Genomic DNA, 14,928 nt, shown 5'->3' with positions numbered 1-14,928 from the left:
GGTGCTCTACCTATTTCGTCAAGCGAAATTACTGGAGGCGCGTGAGGGAATCGAACCCCCGTACGAAGCTTTGCAGGCTCCTGCCTAACCACTCGGCCAACGCGCCATACTCTTGAATCAAAAATGGGAAGCTTTTGAGGGCTTCCCATCGAACTTGGAGCGGGAAAGGAGGTTCGAACTCCCGACCTATACCTTGGCAAGGTATCGCTCTACCAGCTGAGCTATTCCCGCATAACAGGGCAGTAGTTTAACAAACAATCTGCAAGAAAGCATTATTCCTCACAAAACCTTAAAGCCAGGGGAACTCAATCTCCCTGAAAAGCTTAACTGGCTGGGCTTTATAACGCTTAGTCGATTTTTCCAGCGAGCTGAGGCAAGGCCTTTTTCATGTAATAGAACATCGACCAAAGAGTTAAAAATGAGGCAATCCAAATTAACCAGGTACCCACTTGCGCACAATTTAACCAACCAAATAAGGTGTCATTCAGCAATAAAAAAGGAATGGCGATCAGTTGAGCAGTCGTTTTGAGCTTGCCAACCATATGAACTGCCACACTTTTTCCGGCCCCTAATAAAGCCATCCACTCTCTCAGGGCGGAGATTGTGATTTCACGACCAATAATGATGAGTGCAACCCAAACTTGGACGCGATCCATATTTAATAAAACCAATAAAGCGGCAGCAACAATAAGCTTATCTGCCACAGGATCCAAGAACTGACCAAATGCAGATTCTTGTTTTAAACGGCGCGCTAAGAAACCATCCAACCAATCGGTAATGGCGGCAGAGATAAAGATGATTGCAGCAATCAGATTCTTATCAAACGGAGTAAGCCAAGAATTGGGAAGATAAAAAATAGCTACCAACAGCGGAATCGCTGCAACACGCAACCAGGTCAGGGCGATCGGTAGATTAAAAGGCATTAGATAAGCATAAACCAAGAACGGTCAATGCTCCTAGTGAAGCTGACGATATATCTGTTCAGCGAGCGTTAAAGAGACGCCTTCAACACCGGCGATCTCTTCGATGCTGGCATTGGAGACGCCCTTTAAGCCACCAAAACGAGCCAACAACTTTTGACGACGCTTGGCGCCAATGCCCTCAATCTCCTCTAAACGGGAGATTGTCCTAGCCTTGGCACGCTTAGCGCGCATGCCAGTAATGGCAAACCGGTGGGCCTCATCTCGTATCTGGGCGACTAATAGCAATGCCGCGCTATCAATACCCAATTCCAAAGACTTGCGTCCATCCGCAAAAATGAGGGTTTCCAGTCCAACCTTACGACCTTCACCCTTAGCAACGCCCACAATTAAACCCACATCCATGCCAAATTCAGAAAGCACTTGTCTTGCCATCTCTACCTGGCCTTTGCCGCCATCAATCAAAATCACTTGAGGAATTTTTTCAACAGGTAACTCTTGAAAGTTAGCATAGCGTCTCTGCAAGACCTGGCGCATAGCTGCGTAATCATCACCTGGTGTAATGTCATTAATATTGAAGCGTCGATACTCACTCGACTGCATCGCGTTCTTGGTATACACCACACAAGATGCTTGGGTTGCTTCACCAGAGGTGTGGCTAATATCAAAACATTCGATGCGCAACTGCTCAAGACTCTCCAATTCGAGACTCAAGATATCAGCCAATGCACGTGCCCTAGCCAACTGCCCACCCGTCTCAACTAAGCGTTTAGTGAGTGCAATCTTCGCATTACCCTCTGCCATCCCAAGCCAGTGACGTCTTTGACCTTGGGGTTGATGCAAGAAAGTAATTTTTCTGCCAGCTTGTGCATTTAATAACTCGTGCAAATCTTCAGGGGGAGATTCATTGAGTTGAGTCAGGTCATCGCTTGCGGATTGAAGGGGATGATTTAAAACTAGTACTGGTGGAATTAAATTGGCGGCAGTTGCATCCACATGCTCTTCTAAATAATGCTGAGTAATAAAGGCTTCCAATATCTCCGCGGGGGATGGCAGCTCACCAGAGGTGGAGCGCAAACCTTTAGGGAAATAGGCTCTATCACCCAAGTGACGGCCGCCACGAATCATTGCTAAGTTCACGCAAACCATACCCTCCATTTGTGCTACAGCGATCACATCTACATCACCCTCACCCTCGGCAACGGTATCCATCGACTGTTGTTGTAGCACGCTAGATAAGTCAGCGATGCGATCTCGCAATACCGCAGCCATCTCAAACTCCATTGCTTCGCTATGCTTGTGCATTTCTTTTTCGAGTTCGGATAACACTCGGCTGTGATCACCCTCTAAAAATCGAGTTGCTTGGGCAACATCCTGCCCATACTGTTCAATACTCAGACGGCCAACGCAAGGAGCGCTGCAGCGATGAATCTGATGTAAGAGGCAAGGACGACTGCGATTCTTGAAAACAGAATCCTCACAAGTTCTTAAGCGGAATACTTTTTGAAGAATCTGCACACTATTGCGTACTGCCCAGCTATTCGGAAATGGTCCAAAGTAATGATTGCGCTTATCCACTTTTCCACGATACGAGGCCAGCCTTGGGAACTGATGCCCCGTTAACATCACATAGGGATAAGACTTGTCATCACGAAACAAAATATTGAATGGAGGAGCCAACTCTTTAATGAGATTGTTCTCTAAAATGAGGGCTTCCGTTTCAGTCCGTGTTACCGTTGTCTCATAGCGGGCAATTTTGCCCACCATTAGTTCGATACGCGGTGATAACTGGGTACGCTGGAAATAACTAGAGACACGCTTTTTGAGGTTGCGCGCTTTGCCTACATACAGAATATGTCCCGCTTCATCAAAAAAGCGATATACCCCCGGTAATCCGGGTAGCCGTTTAACATCCTGCTGAAGGGTTTCGAAAAGCGAATTACTCATGCGTTGGGATATTTTCTGCCAAATCGTCGATAACTATGGTGATGCCGGTGTTTGCTGGCGTCTAGCCCGAAGCTTATCAAGCATTCATAGGCAAGAGGTCCGTATTTTTTGCGATGATCTGCCAACCCTTAATTTACTCGCATCAGGAGTAGAGCCGTCCATTAAGCAAAAAATCGATATACAGCCATGGGAGGCCAGCCATGCTAATGCCCGTCATCCAGTACAAATACCCGACGTTGTGATTGAGGCTTTTGGTTGCGAACTGCCAGAACGTTACTTGGCGGGCCTTTTTATCGCCCCGGTCAAACCCATCATTATTAACTTGGAATACTTGAGCGCAGAGCCCTGGGTAATTGATTTTCATGGCAAAGCGTCACCTCAGTCACACGGTATTCCGAAATATTTTTTCTTTCCCGGCTTCCAGGATGAGGTGGGTGGGCTATTGCTAGACCCCATTCCGCCAGAAGGTCATATTGTGGCAAAAAATATTCCTGGCGATCTGAAGACCGTATGGTCTAAATTGCGTCCTGGCGCAAAACGGATCAGCATCTTTTGCTATCCCGGCGCTCCTCTGAAAAAATGGCTAGTTGACTTAGGACATCTTGGTGAAGATGTTGATGTCTTGCTTGCCCATGGTCATGCCGAACAATTAAGTCTTTATGGAGAGCACCCAATCTCTCTATCCACCAATATCCAACTGCTCTCGATGCCATTTGTATCTCAGGATGAATATGACTGGGTACTATCGCAATGCGACTTCAATATTGTGCGGGGAGAAGATTCTTTTGTTCGGGCGCAACTTGCTGGCAAACCATTTATTTGGCATATTTATCCCCAAGAAGACCGCGCCCATGAAGTGAAATTAGCAGCTTTTCTGGACCTCTACCTGGAAGAGGCTAGCCAAGGGTTGAGGCTAGCTACGATAGCCGCCATGACTTGGGCAACGCCCAGCGAATGGCTTAAGGACTTAAACAGCTGGAATGCGCATGCCGAGCATTGGCGCACCCATTTACTTGGAAAACAAGCAGATGGCGGCTTGCCAGCGCGTTTAATCCGCTTTGTCGCCTAATCCCAAGCAATAAAGGCTTGCGGGCGGTTACAATCTTGTTTTTGATAAAAACCGCAGAAAATTAGCTCTGCCCCCAGGAATAGCAAGATGAAAACAGCACAAGAACTCCGCGTTGGTAACGTAGTGATGATCGGCACCGATGCCCAGGTCGTTTTAAAGGCCGAATATAGCCGCTCTGGCCGCAACTCCTCTGTTGTAAAAATGAAATTTAAGAATTTGTTAACCGGCGCGCCAAACGAAGGTGTTTACAAAGCGGATGACAAATTTGATGTTGTGATTCTCGATAAGAAAGAATGCACTTATTCTTATTTCGCAGATCCAATGTATGTATTTATGGATACTGAATACAACCAGTACGAAGTTGAAGCTGAGTTCATGGGTGATGCATTGAACTACCTCGAAGAAAGCATGCCATGCGAAGTGGTGTTCTACGAAGGTAAAGCACTCTCAGTAGCAATGCCTAACTCATTGGTTCGTGAAATCATTTACACAGAGCCAGCAGTTAAAGGTGATACCAGCTCAGGCAAGGTATTGAAGAACGCAAAATTGGCAACTGGCTATGAATTACAAGTTCCTCTATTCTGCAATACCGGTGACAAGATCGAGATCGATACTCGCACCGGTGAATACCGTAGCCGCGCTAACTAATTAGCTAGCTACAGATGTTACAAAGCCCGGCATGCCGGGCTTTTTTATTTCTACAGACCAATATTTACTTAATCAGCAATAAGTCCCAACTGTCCCAGCAAGCCTTTAGCGTGCTGGTACTGGGCCTCGTTCTGCAATGCACTCCATATTGGCGCTGGCGCTAAAGGCATCAGACGATTTAAACGTGTTGCAGATTCAGATTGCTTTGTTTTTGAGACTTTTAATTTTGAGAGTAGTTGATCAGCAAGGTCTGGACGATTACAGATCAATACCGCATCGCAACCAGCATCTAGAGCCATTTCTGCACCCTTGACTACCGACCCTGCAACACTTGCGCCTTCCATAGAGAGATCATCACTAAAGATCACACCTTCAAAGCCTAATTCTTGACGCAAGATGGAATGGAGCCAAATCTTTGAAAATCCTGCTGGGTTCTTATCCACTTTTGGATAAATCACATGGGCAGGCATGACTGATGCCAAACTCAAATCCAACCACTCATACGGCTTAGCATCATCATTCAAAATTTCCTTTAAGGGGCGCTCATCTACCGGGATAGCCACGTGTGAATCTGCCTCAGCCCAGCCATGTCCTGGAAAGTGTTTACCGCAGTTGGCCATGCCGGCAAGACGTAAGCCTTCATTCAGACTCTTCGACAAAGCAAAGACTATTTGTGGATCGCGACCAAAAGATCGATCACCAATCACACCGCTGCGACCAAAATCTAAATCGAGCACTGGTGTAAAACTGAAGTCAACGCCACAAGCACGCAACTCAGCAGCGAGCACATATCCGCAAGCTGTTGCTGCAGCCATTGCGATAGCAGCAGATTCTGCGGCATGAGTTGATTTATTTTTAGCGCTCCACAATTCACCCAATTTACGCATAGCTGGTAAGTGGGTAAAGCCGTCTGTTCTTGCGCGCTGTACTCGACCACCCTCATGATCAATGGATATAAGCACATCAGGGCGCAGCTTCTTAATAGCAGCAGTTAATTTAGTGAGCTGCTGGCGATTAGTAAAGTTTCTACCAAATAAAATAACGCCACCAGTCAGGGGATGCAAGATGCGTCGACGATCCTCGGCATTTAATTCCAGACCAACTACATCCAGAGTGACTGGGCCGGGGGCCATGGTTGACTTACTCATTTCTTCCTCTGATTAAACTGTATTTTTTATTTACATTTGAGTAACGATGACATGCGCAATTGCCATATCTTTTTCATCGCTAACAGTAACATGAGCTTCCCAATTTTTTTCCTGCATAAACTGTGCCAAAGCACCCAAGTACGAAGTGATTGGCTTGCCGCTAGACTCATTTAGGGTTTGGAGTGAACGCCAAGTCATAGGCATTCTCATTCCCAAACCAATCGCTTTTGAGAAGGCTTCCTTGGCAGCAAAACGGGTAGCTAAGAACGCAATCCCGCGCTTATGGTTTCTGGCAAGGCGGTGCTTAAACACCAACATTTCATCTGGCCCCAGAATTTTTTCAGCCAGGCGGCCATTGGTGCGATCGTATGCCGCCTGTAAGCGCTCAATCTGCAGAATGTCTGTGCCGATGCCGATGATCATATTTACTGTAATGGGTTTTTGTTATTTGCTGTTATTAATACTTAAGCGCTGGCTCTACCCTGAGCCATCAAGACTTTCATGTCGGTGATCGCTTTTTGCCAGCCTTTAAACAAAGCCTCAGCCACAATGGCATGACCAATATTGAGTTCGGATAATTCAGCAATGGCAGCCACTAGTCTGACATTGCCCTCATGCAAACCATGACCAGCATTCACCCTCAGGCCGATACTTTTTCCAAATATCGCAGCCTTACGAATACGTTCCAACTCTTTTGCCTGCTCGGCTCCAGATAAATCAGCGTAACGACCGGTATGCAATTCCACTACGGTTGCGCCAACTTCTTTAGCTGCTTGGATTTGTTTTTCTTCTGGGTCAATAAATAGGGATACCCGAATACCAGCATCAACTAATTTCTTTGCAGCGGCTTTCACCACCTCAAAATGCCCCAAGACATCCAAACCACCCTCCGTTGTGACTTCTTCACGCTTCTCCGGAACAAGGCATACATCGTGCGGTCTAACCTTGCACGCAATATCAATCATCTCGGGCGTTACCGCACACTCTAAATTCATGCGCGTTTTAATCAGTGGTCGCAGTGCTAATAAATCCGCATCTTTAATATGACGACGATCTTCCCGCAAGTGAAGGGTAATGAGATCTGCGCCAGCTTCCTCAGCCAAGGCTGCCGCCCTTAACGGATCGGGATAGACGGTGCCTCGTGCATTGCGTAAAGTGGCGACGTGATCGATATTGATACCCAGTTCAAGGGTGTGGGGGCTACTCATCTGTGTAGATTACTAGATTTTCTTCAAATCAATCAAAATTTGGCGGGTCGTTAATACCTGATCCTGCAAATGCAAGCCCAGCAGAAAGCGCATTAACTGCTTACTCTCAGAAAGAGTCTCAGGGTCTGAGAAATCCCCCGCTGCAATCGCCAAAAGGGATTTACCAGTAAGAACAGGCCAGTGCCCAGGATCATCGGCCTGAACAGGGCGTACCCCTCGCTCTGGTTGATAGACATATTGCTCTTGAGCTAGAGGTACTTCATTTGTTTCAACGCAGCGATCTAAGGCGGCTGCATACCCCGTCTCCTGCAAGAGTGATAACTCAAACGGACGCAAAATCTCTTCTAAGCCTTTAGACTCAAACTCCAGATTCGATAAAGCATTAATAGTCTCAGAATAGCGATCGTAGAGTTTTTCATAATCATCTTCGCGCGCTAAAAACTTGACGAGCAATTCATTTAGATAGAAGCCGCAGAGCAAAGCATCGCCAACCAAAGAAGGCATACCCCCCACCCACTCTGACTTCGTTAAAGTGCGGAGCTCTGATTTACCACTCCAAGAAACTAATAATGGCTGGAAGCGCTGTAGAACAGGTCTTAAGGTTGAGTGTGGACGCTTGGCACCTTTAGCAATTAAAGCCATGCGGCCATATTGCCGAGTAAAGACATCCAGAATTAAGCTAGTCTCTTTATAGGGAATGCTATGCAATACAAAAGCAGGCTCGTCAGCAATGCGAATCGAGGCCATGAAACTTATTCCAGACCTTGAGCCCGCAATTCAGCTCGATCATCTGCCCAGCCACGTTTAACCTTCACCCAAGTCTCTAAAAAGACTTTGCCGTCAAAGAGCTTTTCCATATCGATGCGGGCATCAGTTGAAATCTTCTTGAGACGCTCACCCTTTTGACCAATGATCATTGCCTTGTGACTGTCACGATCAACCAAAATAGTTGCCGCAATCCGACGCATCTTGCCATCCATCTTGAACTGGTCTATTACTACCGTGCTGGTGTATGGCAGTTCTTCGCCAGTAAAGCGGAATACTTTTTCACGCAGAATCTCAGCAGCTAAGAAGCGCTCGCTGCGATCGGTAATAGTATCGCCATCATAGACAGCCTCAGCCTCAGGCAGGTAGCCCTCAAGGACATCTAACAATCTTTCAATATCGCCAGGACTCTTGGCGCTCATCGGTACTATCTCAGAAAACTCACACTTCTGGTCTTCATGGCCACCTAGTTCGCACCAAGGGCGAGCCATGTCTTTAATGAAGCTAAGGAGAGCTTGGTCACGCTCTGATGGAGTCTGAAAGCGACTGTTAAACAGATCTAATTTATTCAGAACCAGAACAACCGGCAAGTCATCTGGCAGCAGCTTCAATACCTTCTTATCGTCTTCACCAAAGTATCCAGCCTCAACCACAAAGCACGCTACGTTTACATCTTGCAAAGCTGTAGTGACAGTGCGGTTCAACGCTTTGTTTAAGGTATTCATTAAACGGGTCTGAAAGCCTGGGGTATCGATAAAGATAAACTGCGCTTCTTCGCGATTCTGAATACCCAATATACGGTGACGTGTCGTTTGCGCTTTACGAGAAGTAATGCTGATCTTCTGACCAACCAACGCATTCAGAAGAGTTGATTTACCCATATTAGGACGCCCAACAATGGCGATGGTGCCGCATCTAAACACGATTAGCCCTTCAGCTTAAGATTGAACTGCTCTTCGGTTGCTTCTTTTTTGGCCGCTTTCTTCTTGGCCGACCGAGTTTTCTTGGGTTTGCGAGATTCTTGCGGTAAAGCCTTAAGCATAGCAATCAAAGCTAACTTTGCTGCCGCTTGTTCAGCAGCACGACGCGAAGCACCCTCACCTTTGACCGCCACTTTATGACTAGGGATCAAGCACTCCACCTCAAACTGCTGGTTGTGTGCAGCACCAGTAGTGCCGGTAACGTTATAGGTCGGCAATGGCAATTGATAGCCTTGCAAGCATTCTTGCAATAAAGTTTTGTCATCCTTACCTAAGGTTTTAGGGTCTACGTTTGCCAAGATAATGGAATACAGCTTACGTAAGCTGGCCTTAGCCGCTTCAAAACCACCATCCATAAAGATTGCGCCAGTCACTGCCTCTAAGGTATCAGCAAGAATAGAGGGGCGACGGAAGCCACCGCTCTTCAACTCACCTTCGCCCAGGCGCAAGTAATCCGACAAGGATAATGTTTGGGCAATTTCATATAAAGCTTGTTGCTTTACTAAGTTTGCACGTACGCGAGAGAGATCGCCCTCATCTAAGTCCGAATAACGCTCATAGAGCATTTCAGCAACGACACAATTCAGAATAGAGTCGCCCAGAAACTCTAAGCGCTCGTTATTTTTCTTGCTATGACTGCGATGAGTCAAGGCTTGATTTAGTAGCTCTGGCTTCTTGAAGGTATAGCCGAGGCGCTCTTGTAGCGGCCCAGTTTCGATAACGGCGCGCGCATTCATGATATTTACTCGAATCCGCCTATACGGCCAAGATTACCCAGGTTCAACCAAACAAAGAAGGCTTTGCCTACGATATTTTTATCAGGTACAAATCCCCAGTAACGTGAGTCTGCGCTGTTGTCACGGTTATCGCCCATGGCGAAGTAATGTCCTGGAGGGACTTTGCAAGTCACACCAGACTGCTGGTACTGGCAGAACTCAGAACCCGGAAAACGCTCGGTTGGAAATACGGTAGCCGGACGATCTGGATCATTGAGGATGTCATGACGATTGCCGCCCAAGTCTACCGGGAAAGTCTCTGTGAAACGTTTGGCATAGCGCATATTCTCGGGATCGAGATACGGCTCGCCACCACTATATTGCAGAGGCTGACCATTAATAGTCAGACGCTTATTTTCATAGGTGATTTCGTCACCTGGCAAGGCCACTATGCGCTTGATGTAATCCACCGATTCATCACGTGGGTAGCGAAAAACGACAACATCACCGCGCTTGGGTGAACCCAAGTCAACAACTTTTTGATTCAGTACCGGTAAACGTATTCCATAGGTAAATTTATTGACCAAAATGAAGTCGCCGATTTGCAATGTGGGGATCATTGAACCAGAAGGAATCTTAAAAGGCTCAGCAATAAAAGAGCGCAAGACAAACACTGCGCAAATTACCGGGAAGAAACCTGCTGTGTATTCAAGCCACAAAGGCATACGATCAATACCCGCCAAACGTCTTTGCGGGGCAAAGTGCCATTTGTCAGCAACCCAAGCGATTCCAGAAACAATCACCAAGATAAAAAGGACTAGGGCAAAGTTCATTAATCCTCCACCTGCAGAATAGCCAAGAAGGCTTCTTGTGGAATTTCCACGTTACCGACTTGCTTCATACGTTTCTTACCTTCTTTTTGCTTCTCTAATAACTTACGCTTACGGGAGATGTCACCACCGTAGCACTTAGCCAATACGTTTTTACGCAACGCCTTGACGTTTTCACGCGCAACAATATTGCTGCCAATTGCCGCCTGAATAGCCACATCGAACATTTGACGAGGAATAATGCCGCGCATCTTAGCGACCACTTCCCGCCCACGGTGCTGACTATTACTGCGGTGAACAATCACAGAGAGGGCGTCAACCCGCTCACCATTAATGAGGATATCGACCTTCACTACATCTGCTGGGCGATATTCTTTGAACTCGTAATCCATCGAGGCATATCCACGTGAGATGGATTTCATTTTGTCAAAGAAGTCCAAAACAATCTCAGCCATTGGTAACTCATAAGTGAGTTTGACCTGACGACCTAGGTAATTCATATCCATCTGAATACCCCGCTTACCAACACACAAGGTAATCATCGCTCCTACATACTCTTGCGGCATGTATAAATTAACGGTCACGATAGGCTCAAGAATGGTATTGATCTTGCTGGCCTCAGGCATCTTCGAAGGGTTATCCACCATCATGAGCGTGCCGTCAGATTGCTCTACTTGATACACCACCGTTGGAGCGGTCGTGATGAGATTCATGCCGTACTGACGCTCCAAACGCTCTTGCACAATCTCCATGTGGAGCAAACCTAAGAAGCCGCAGCGGAATCCAAAACCTAAAGCCTGAGATACCTCTGGCTCATACAAGAGTGAGGCGTCATTTAGCTTGAGCTTTTCAAGGGACTCGCGCAACTGATCGTATTCACTCGCTTCTACTGGATATAGGCCAGCAAAAACTTGGGGCTTCACTTCTTTAAAACCAGGAAGTGGCTCGGCCGCAGGAACGCGCCCTTGCTGCCCAGTAGTATGTGTCACGGTGTCGCCAACCTTGGCGGCTTTTAATTCTTTAATGCCAGCAATCACGAAGCCCACTTGACCGGCAGATAACTCTGGACGATCTACTGACTTTGGGCTAAAGACACCTACATGCTCGACTAAATGGCTTGAACCATTGGCCATCAAGGTAATTTTTTCTTTTGGTTTTAAAGTGCCATTCACAACACGCACCAACATGACTACGCCTACGTAGTTGTCAAACCAGGAGTCAATAATCAAGGCTTGCAATGGATCTTCTGCATTACCCTTTGGCGGCGGCACCCTGGCGATCATTTCTTCGATCACGTCCGCAACGCCCAAGCCAGTCTTGGCTGAGCAAGTAACTGCTTCAGAAGCATCAATACCAATGACATCTTCAATTTCTTTTTTAGCGCGCTCAGGATCAGCTTGCGGCAAGTCAATCTTATTCAGTACTGGTACAACCTCAACGCCCAACTCAAGCGCCATGTAACAGTTGGCAACGGTTTGCGCCTCAACACCTTGACTGGCATCTACGACTAACAAAGCACCTTCACAGGCAGACAAAGAGCGACTAACCTCATAAGAGAAGTCAACGTGTCCCGGTGTGTCAATCAGGTTGATGTGGTAAATTTTGCCGTCTTTGGCTTTGTAATTTAAAGCTGCGGTTTGCGCCTTAATGGTGATGCCGCGCTCACGCTCAATATCCATTGAGTCTAGAACTTGGGCTTCCATTTCACGGTCGGAGAGGCCGCCGCAGAGCTGAATAATGCGATCAGCAAGCGTCGATTTGCCGTGATCGATATGGGCGATGATAGAAAAATTGCGGATTAAATCCATAGCGTCTTAATAGGTCATTCAAAAAACGCCTTGTCAGAACGCACCACGATGATGCGCTGCAAAAAGTCGTCTTAAAGTGATTGTAATGGGTGGCGCCAAAAAGGCGCCAAACCCCTTTTTTAGGCCCAAAATGGGGTTATTTAGGCCTTACAGGAACAACTAAAGTGCTATCAGAGCGGCGGATAAAGACCGGTACAGCCTTATTGGCGTCCAAACCCTTAATTAGAGCCTCAAACTGCTTAATGCTCGTAATATCGGCATCTGCCACCCGAATAATGACGTCACCCGGTCGAATCCCCGCCTTTGCTAAAGGGCCATCCCCTAAACCGGTCACTTCAACCCCACCCTTGATATTCAAATCCTTCTTTTTGTTATCCGATAGCTCACCAACAACAACCCCTAGGGTATTGGCGCCATTGCCATTTGCCGCAGGGGCATCTGCCTTTTTATTGGCTGCCTGAGTAGATTCGGTATCGGTTACGGTAACCGTTAAATCACGGGTTCCCCCTTTACGCCAAACTTGCACTGGCACCGAAGTGCCTGGCTTCGTTTCGCCAACTACTCTGGGTAAGTCGGTTGATTTAGAAATATCGCGCCCGTTGAAACCAAGAATCACATCCCCTGCTTCAATGCCACCAGCTGCTGCTGGTCCACCTGGCTCAACATTGCGTACATATGCTCCGCGAGGCTTACCTAAACCCAGACTCTCAGCAACTTCTTTTGTCATCTCGCCTAAAGCAACGCCAATTCGGCCGCGAGTCATCTTGCCATTAGTACGCAATTGATCTGCCACACGCATTGCCTCATCAATCGGAATTGCAAAAGAGATGCCCATATAGCCACCAGAGCGACTAAATATTTGTGAGTTGATACCAATCACTTGACCAGCAGTATTTAAAAGTGGGCCGCCAGAGTTTCCTGGATTCACGGCTACATCAGTCTGAATAAAAGGTAAGTAGTCACCCGTATCGCGACTCTTGGCCGACACAATCCCTGCAGTTACCGTGTTCTCAAGGCCGAACGGGGAGCCGATTGCAAGCACCCATTCACCTACACGCACCCTAGATGAATCACCCAAAGGTAGCTTTGGTAAATCACGCGCTTCAATTTTGACGACTGCAACATCGGTACGCTTATCCATGCCGAGTAACTTTGCTTTGAACTCGCGCTTATCAGTCAGGGTCACATAGATAGTGGTGGCACCTTCAACAACGTGAGCGTTAGTCAAAATCAAACCATTAGATTCGATAATGAAACCGGAGCCTACGCCACGATCTGCTTCTTGCGGCTTGCCTGGATTAGGTTGCGCTGGTTTAGGTCCATTTGGAATTCCCGGAATAGGTACGCCAAAGAAACGGCGGAAGAATTCGGCTTGATCTTCTGGCATTCCCGGAATGCCACCTTGCGCTTGCTGCACTACCACTTTTTCAGTGGTGCGAATATTGACGACCGCAGGACTGGCGCGCTCAACCAAATCCGCAAAGTCAGGAATAATGACTCGAGGGGTTTGAGCTAACGCAGGCGGAATAAACGCGACTTGCCCTAGACCAAAAATAGCCAAGAGCGCAATTAAGTACTTTTTCATAAAGCTATAGACCCACTTGGTGAAAACCAACAATGAAGATATTAAGAATATTAGGTCAGTTTGCCAAAAATCAAGGTACCGTTAGTACCCCCAAAGCCAAAATTGTTTTTGACTGCATGGTCGATTTTCACGTCTCGAGCGGTATTGGCGCAGTAGTCCAGGTCGCACTCAGGATCTTGATTGAAGATATTGATAGTAGGTGGTGATTTTTGGTTATGAAGAGCCAAAATCGTGAAAACTGACTCCAAGCCGCCTGCCCCACCCAATAGGTGACCAGTCATCGACTTGGTGGAGTTAATTAAAGTCTTCTTAGCGTGGTCACCAAGAGCAGCCTTAATAGCGCCAGTTTCGTTCTTATCACCCAACGGCGTGGAAGTACCGTGAGCATTGATATATTGAATCTGGTCAGCGTTGAGGCCAGCATCGCGCATTGCATTGACCATACAACGACGGGGACCATCCATATTTGGGGCAGTCATGTGATAAGCGTCACCGCTCATACCGAAGCCCAGTAATTCGCAATAAATTTTTGCGCCACGGGCTTTAGCGTGCTCATACTCTTCAATCACCACTACGCCTGCGCCCTCACCCAGAACAAAACCATCACGGTCTCTATCCCAAGGGCGTGATGCAGTTGCAGGATCATCATTGCGTGTAGAAAGCGCTCTTGCAGAAGCAAAGCCACCAACCCCTAATGCAGAGATAGTGGATTCAGCACCGCCAGCAACCATGACATCAGCATCACCGTACTGAATTAAGCGTGCAGCCAATCCAATGCTGTGTAAACCCGTTGTACAGGCTGTTACTGCAGCCACGTTTGGACCTTTGAGGCCAAACAAAATGCTGAGGTGGCCAGAAATCATGTTGATGATGGAGCCTGGAACAAAGAAAGGCGAGATACGACGAGGGCCACGAGCCAATAACTCAGCGCCCGTTTCTTCAATCATTGGTAAACCACCGATACCGGAGCCCACCATGACGCCTACGCGCTCAGCGTTTTGTTCAGTGATCTCTAAACCACTGTCGCGAATAGCTTGCGTACCAGCAGCAATGCCGTAATGGATAAAGGTATCCATATGGCGTGCCTCTTTGGCAGAAACATATTCTTCGACATTGAAATCTTTCACCTCTCCAGCGAAATGAACGCTAAGCGGAGTGTGGTCGAACTTGGTGATAGTAGCAATGCCTGATTTGCCCGCGAGCAAATTAGACCAAGCTACATCAACCGAATTACCAACAGGTGATATAAGACCAAGGCCGGTAACTACTACCCGGCGTCGGCCATTTGATACTGACACAGTAAT

Annotated in this window: 14 protein-coding genes and 2 tRNA genes; 2 read left to right on the top strand and 14 right to left on the bottom strand. The window is 47.3% G+C overall.

The genetic code is table 11. From position 1 onward, the window contains the following. Nucleotides 1-32: 32 nt before the first annotated feature. The 4 genes from C2755_RS02320 to uvrC form a co-directional block, all read right to left on the bottom strand. Nucleotides 33-106 (bottom strand) — tRNA-Cys (locus tag C2755_RS02320). 49 nt (nucleotides 107-155) lie between these two features. After that, nucleotides 156-231 (bottom strand) — tRNA-Gly (locus C2755_RS02315). Between the two features lie 116 nt (nucleotides 232-347). Next, a complete protein-coding gene (gene pgsA / locus C2755_RS02310) occupies nucleotides 348-923 on the bottom strand; it encodes a CDP-diacylglycerol--glycerol-3-phosphate 3-phosphatidyltransferase (protein ID WP_215321603.1) in 576 nt (191 codons plus the stop codon). A gap of 33 nt (nucleotides 924-956) precedes the next feature. Continuing rightward, entirely contained in the window at nucleotides 957-2,867 is a 1,911-nt protein-coding gene (gene uvrC, locus C2755_RS02305) for an excinuclease ABC subunit UvrC (RefSeq protein ID WP_215321602.1), read from the bottom strand. Here uvrC and earP point away from each other — a divergent pair. Then, on the top strand, nucleotides 2,866-3,936 hold the full coding sequence (earP, locus tag C2755_RS02300) for an elongation factor P maturation arginine rhamnosyltransferase EarP (RefSeq protein WP_215321601.1): 1,071 nt from the start codon (nucleotides 2,866-2,868) through the stop codon (nucleotides 3,934-3,936). The two genes, uvrC and earP, sit on opposite strands and share 2 nt — an antisense overlap. A gap of 87 nt (nucleotides 3,937-4,023) precedes the next feature. Beyond that, a complete protein-coding gene (gene efp, locus C2755_RS02295; RefSeq protein WP_072583128.1) occupies nucleotides 4,024-4,584 on the top strand; it encodes an elongation factor P in 561 nt (186 codons plus the stop codon). Between the two features lie 68 nt (nucleotides 4,585-4,652). Here the strand turns inward: efp and nagZ are convergent, their stop codons facing one another. The 10 genes from nagZ to fabF form a co-directional block, all read right to left on the bottom strand. Continuing rightward, nucleotides 4,653-5,732 carry a beta-N-acetylhexosaminidase gene (gene nagZ / locus C2755_RS02290; RefSeq protein ID WP_215321600.1) on the bottom strand — a complete coding sequence of 360 codons (1,080 nt, stop codon included), beginning with the start codon at nucleotides 5,730-5,732 and terminating at the stop codon, nucleotides 4,653-4,655. 30 nt (nucleotides 5,733-5,762) lie between these two features. Further along, nucleotides 5,763-6,155 (bottom strand): holo-ACP synthase, encoded by a 393-nt coding sequence (gene acpS / locus C2755_RS02285; RefSeq protein WP_215321599.1) that lies wholly within the window; start codon nucleotides 6,153-6,155, stop codon nucleotides 5,763-5,765. A gap of 41 nt (nucleotides 6,156-6,196) precedes the next feature. Beyond that, nucleotides 6,197-6,940: a pyridoxine 5'-phosphate synthase gene (pdxJ, locus tag C2755_RS02280; RefSeq protein WP_215321598.1), complete on the bottom strand. Its 744-nt coding sequence runs from the start codon at nucleotides 6,938-6,940 to the stop codon at nucleotides 6,197-6,199. A gap of 12 nt (nucleotides 6,941-6,952) precedes the next feature. Beyond that, nucleotides 6,953-7,687, bottom strand: a complete 735-nt coding sequence (recO, locus tag C2755_RS02275; protein WP_215321597.1) for a DNA repair protein RecO — start codon at nucleotides 7,685-7,687, stop codon at nucleotides 6,953-6,955. A gap of 5 nt (nucleotides 7,688-7,692) precedes the next feature. Next, a complete protein-coding gene (gene era / locus C2755_RS02270) occupies nucleotides 7,693-8,586 on the bottom strand; it encodes a GTPase Era (protein ID WP_216863838.1) in 894 nt (297 codons plus the stop codon). 44 nt (nucleotides 8,587-8,630) lie between these two features. Continuing rightward, nucleotides 8,631-9,422, bottom strand: coding sequence for a ribonuclease III (gene rnc / locus C2755_RS02265; RefSeq protein WP_215321595.1), 792 nt, complete (start codon nucleotides 9,420-9,422; stop codon nucleotides 8,631-8,633). Nucleotides 9,423-9,427: 5 nt separating this feature from the next. Further along, complete coding sequence (gene lepB / locus C2755_RS02260; RefSeq protein ID WP_215321594.1) at nucleotides 9,428-10,234, bottom strand: signal peptidase I; 807 nt, start codon at nucleotides 10,232-10,234, stop codon at nucleotides 9,428-9,430. After that, entirely contained in the window at nucleotides 10,234-12,039 is a 1,806-nt protein-coding gene (gene lepA, locus C2755_RS02255) for a translation elongation factor 4 (protein ID WP_215321593.1), read from the bottom strand. The genes lepB and lepA overlap by 1 nt, the downstream gene beginning before the upstream one ends. A 136-nt stretch (nucleotides 12,040-12,175) precedes the next feature. Continuing rightward, nucleotides 12,176-13,624 carry a DegQ family serine endoprotease gene (locus C2755_RS02250; protein ID WP_251368513.1) on the bottom strand — a complete coding sequence of 483 codons (1,449 nt, stop codon included), beginning with the start codon at nucleotides 13,622-13,624 and terminating at the stop codon, nucleotides 12,176-12,178. A 50-nt stretch (nucleotides 13,625-13,674) separates the two neighbouring features. Beyond that, nucleotides 13,675-14,922: a beta-ketoacyl-ACP synthase II gene (fabF, locus tag C2755_RS02245; protein WP_215321592.1), complete on the bottom strand. Its 1,248-nt coding sequence runs from the start codon at nucleotides 14,920-14,922 to the stop codon at nucleotides 13,675-13,677. Nucleotides 14,923-14,928 lie beyond the last annotated feature (6 nt).

Origin of the sequence: Polynucleobacter sp. MWH-S4W17 (assembly GCF_018687535.1) — a bacterium.
GTDB lineage: Bacteria > Pseudomonadota > Gammaproteobacteria > Burkholderiales > Burkholderiaceae > Polynucleobacter.
The sequence above is the reverse complement of the archived record's forward strand: the minus strand, read 5'-3'. Positions and strand labels throughout refer to the sequence as shown.

Excerpts from the sequence above, each read along its gene's own strand:
- pgsA (WP_215321603.1), bottom strand. The coding sequence starts at position 923 with ATGCCTTTTAATCTACCGATCGCCCTGACCTGGTTGCGTGTTGCAGCG.
- earP (WP_215321601.1), top strand. The coding sequence starts at position 2,866 with ATGCGTTGGGATATTTTCTGCCAAATCGTCGATAACTATGGTGATGCC.
- uvrC (WP_215321602.1), bottom strand. The coding sequence starts at position 2,867 with ATGAGTAATTCGCTTTTCGAAACCCTTCAGCAGGATGTTAAACGGCTA.
- efp (WP_072583128.1), top strand. The coding sequence starts at position 4,024 with ATGAAAACAGCACAAGAACTCCGCGTTGGTAACGTAGTGATGATCGGC.
- nagZ (WP_215321600.1), bottom strand. The coding sequence starts at position 5,732 with ATGAGTAAGTCAACCATGGCCCCCGGCCCAGTCACTCTGGATGTAGTT.
- acpS (WP_215321599.1), bottom strand. The coding sequence starts at position 6,155 with ATGATCATCGGCATCGGCACAGACATTCTGCAGATTGAGCGCTTACAG.
- pdxJ (WP_215321598.1), bottom strand. The coding sequence starts at position 6,940 with ATGAGTAGCCCCCACACCCTTGAACTGGGTATCAATATCGATCACGTC.
- recO (WP_215321597.1), bottom strand. The coding sequence starts at position 7,687 with ATGGCCTCGATTCGCATTGCTGACGAGCCTGCTTTTGTATTGCATAGC.
- era (WP_216863838.1), bottom strand. The coding sequence starts at position 8,586 with ATGGGTAAATCAACTCTTCTGAATGCGTTGGTTGGTCAGAAGATCAGC.
- rnc (WP_215321595.1), bottom strand. The coding sequence starts at position 9,422 with ATGAATGCGCGCGCCGTTATCGAAACTGGGCCGCTACAAGAGCGCCTC.
- lepB (WP_215321594.1), bottom strand. The coding sequence starts at position 10,234 with ATGAACTTTGCCCTAGTCCTTTTTATCTTGGTGATTGTTTCTGGAATC.
- lepA (WP_215321593.1), bottom strand. The coding sequence starts at position 12,039 with ATGGATTTAATCCGCAATTTTTCTATCATCGCCCATATCGATCACGGC.
- C2755_RS02250 (WP_251368513.1), bottom strand. The coding sequence starts at position 13,624 with ATGAAAAAGTACTTAATTGCGCTCTTGGCTATTTTTGGTCTAGGGCAA.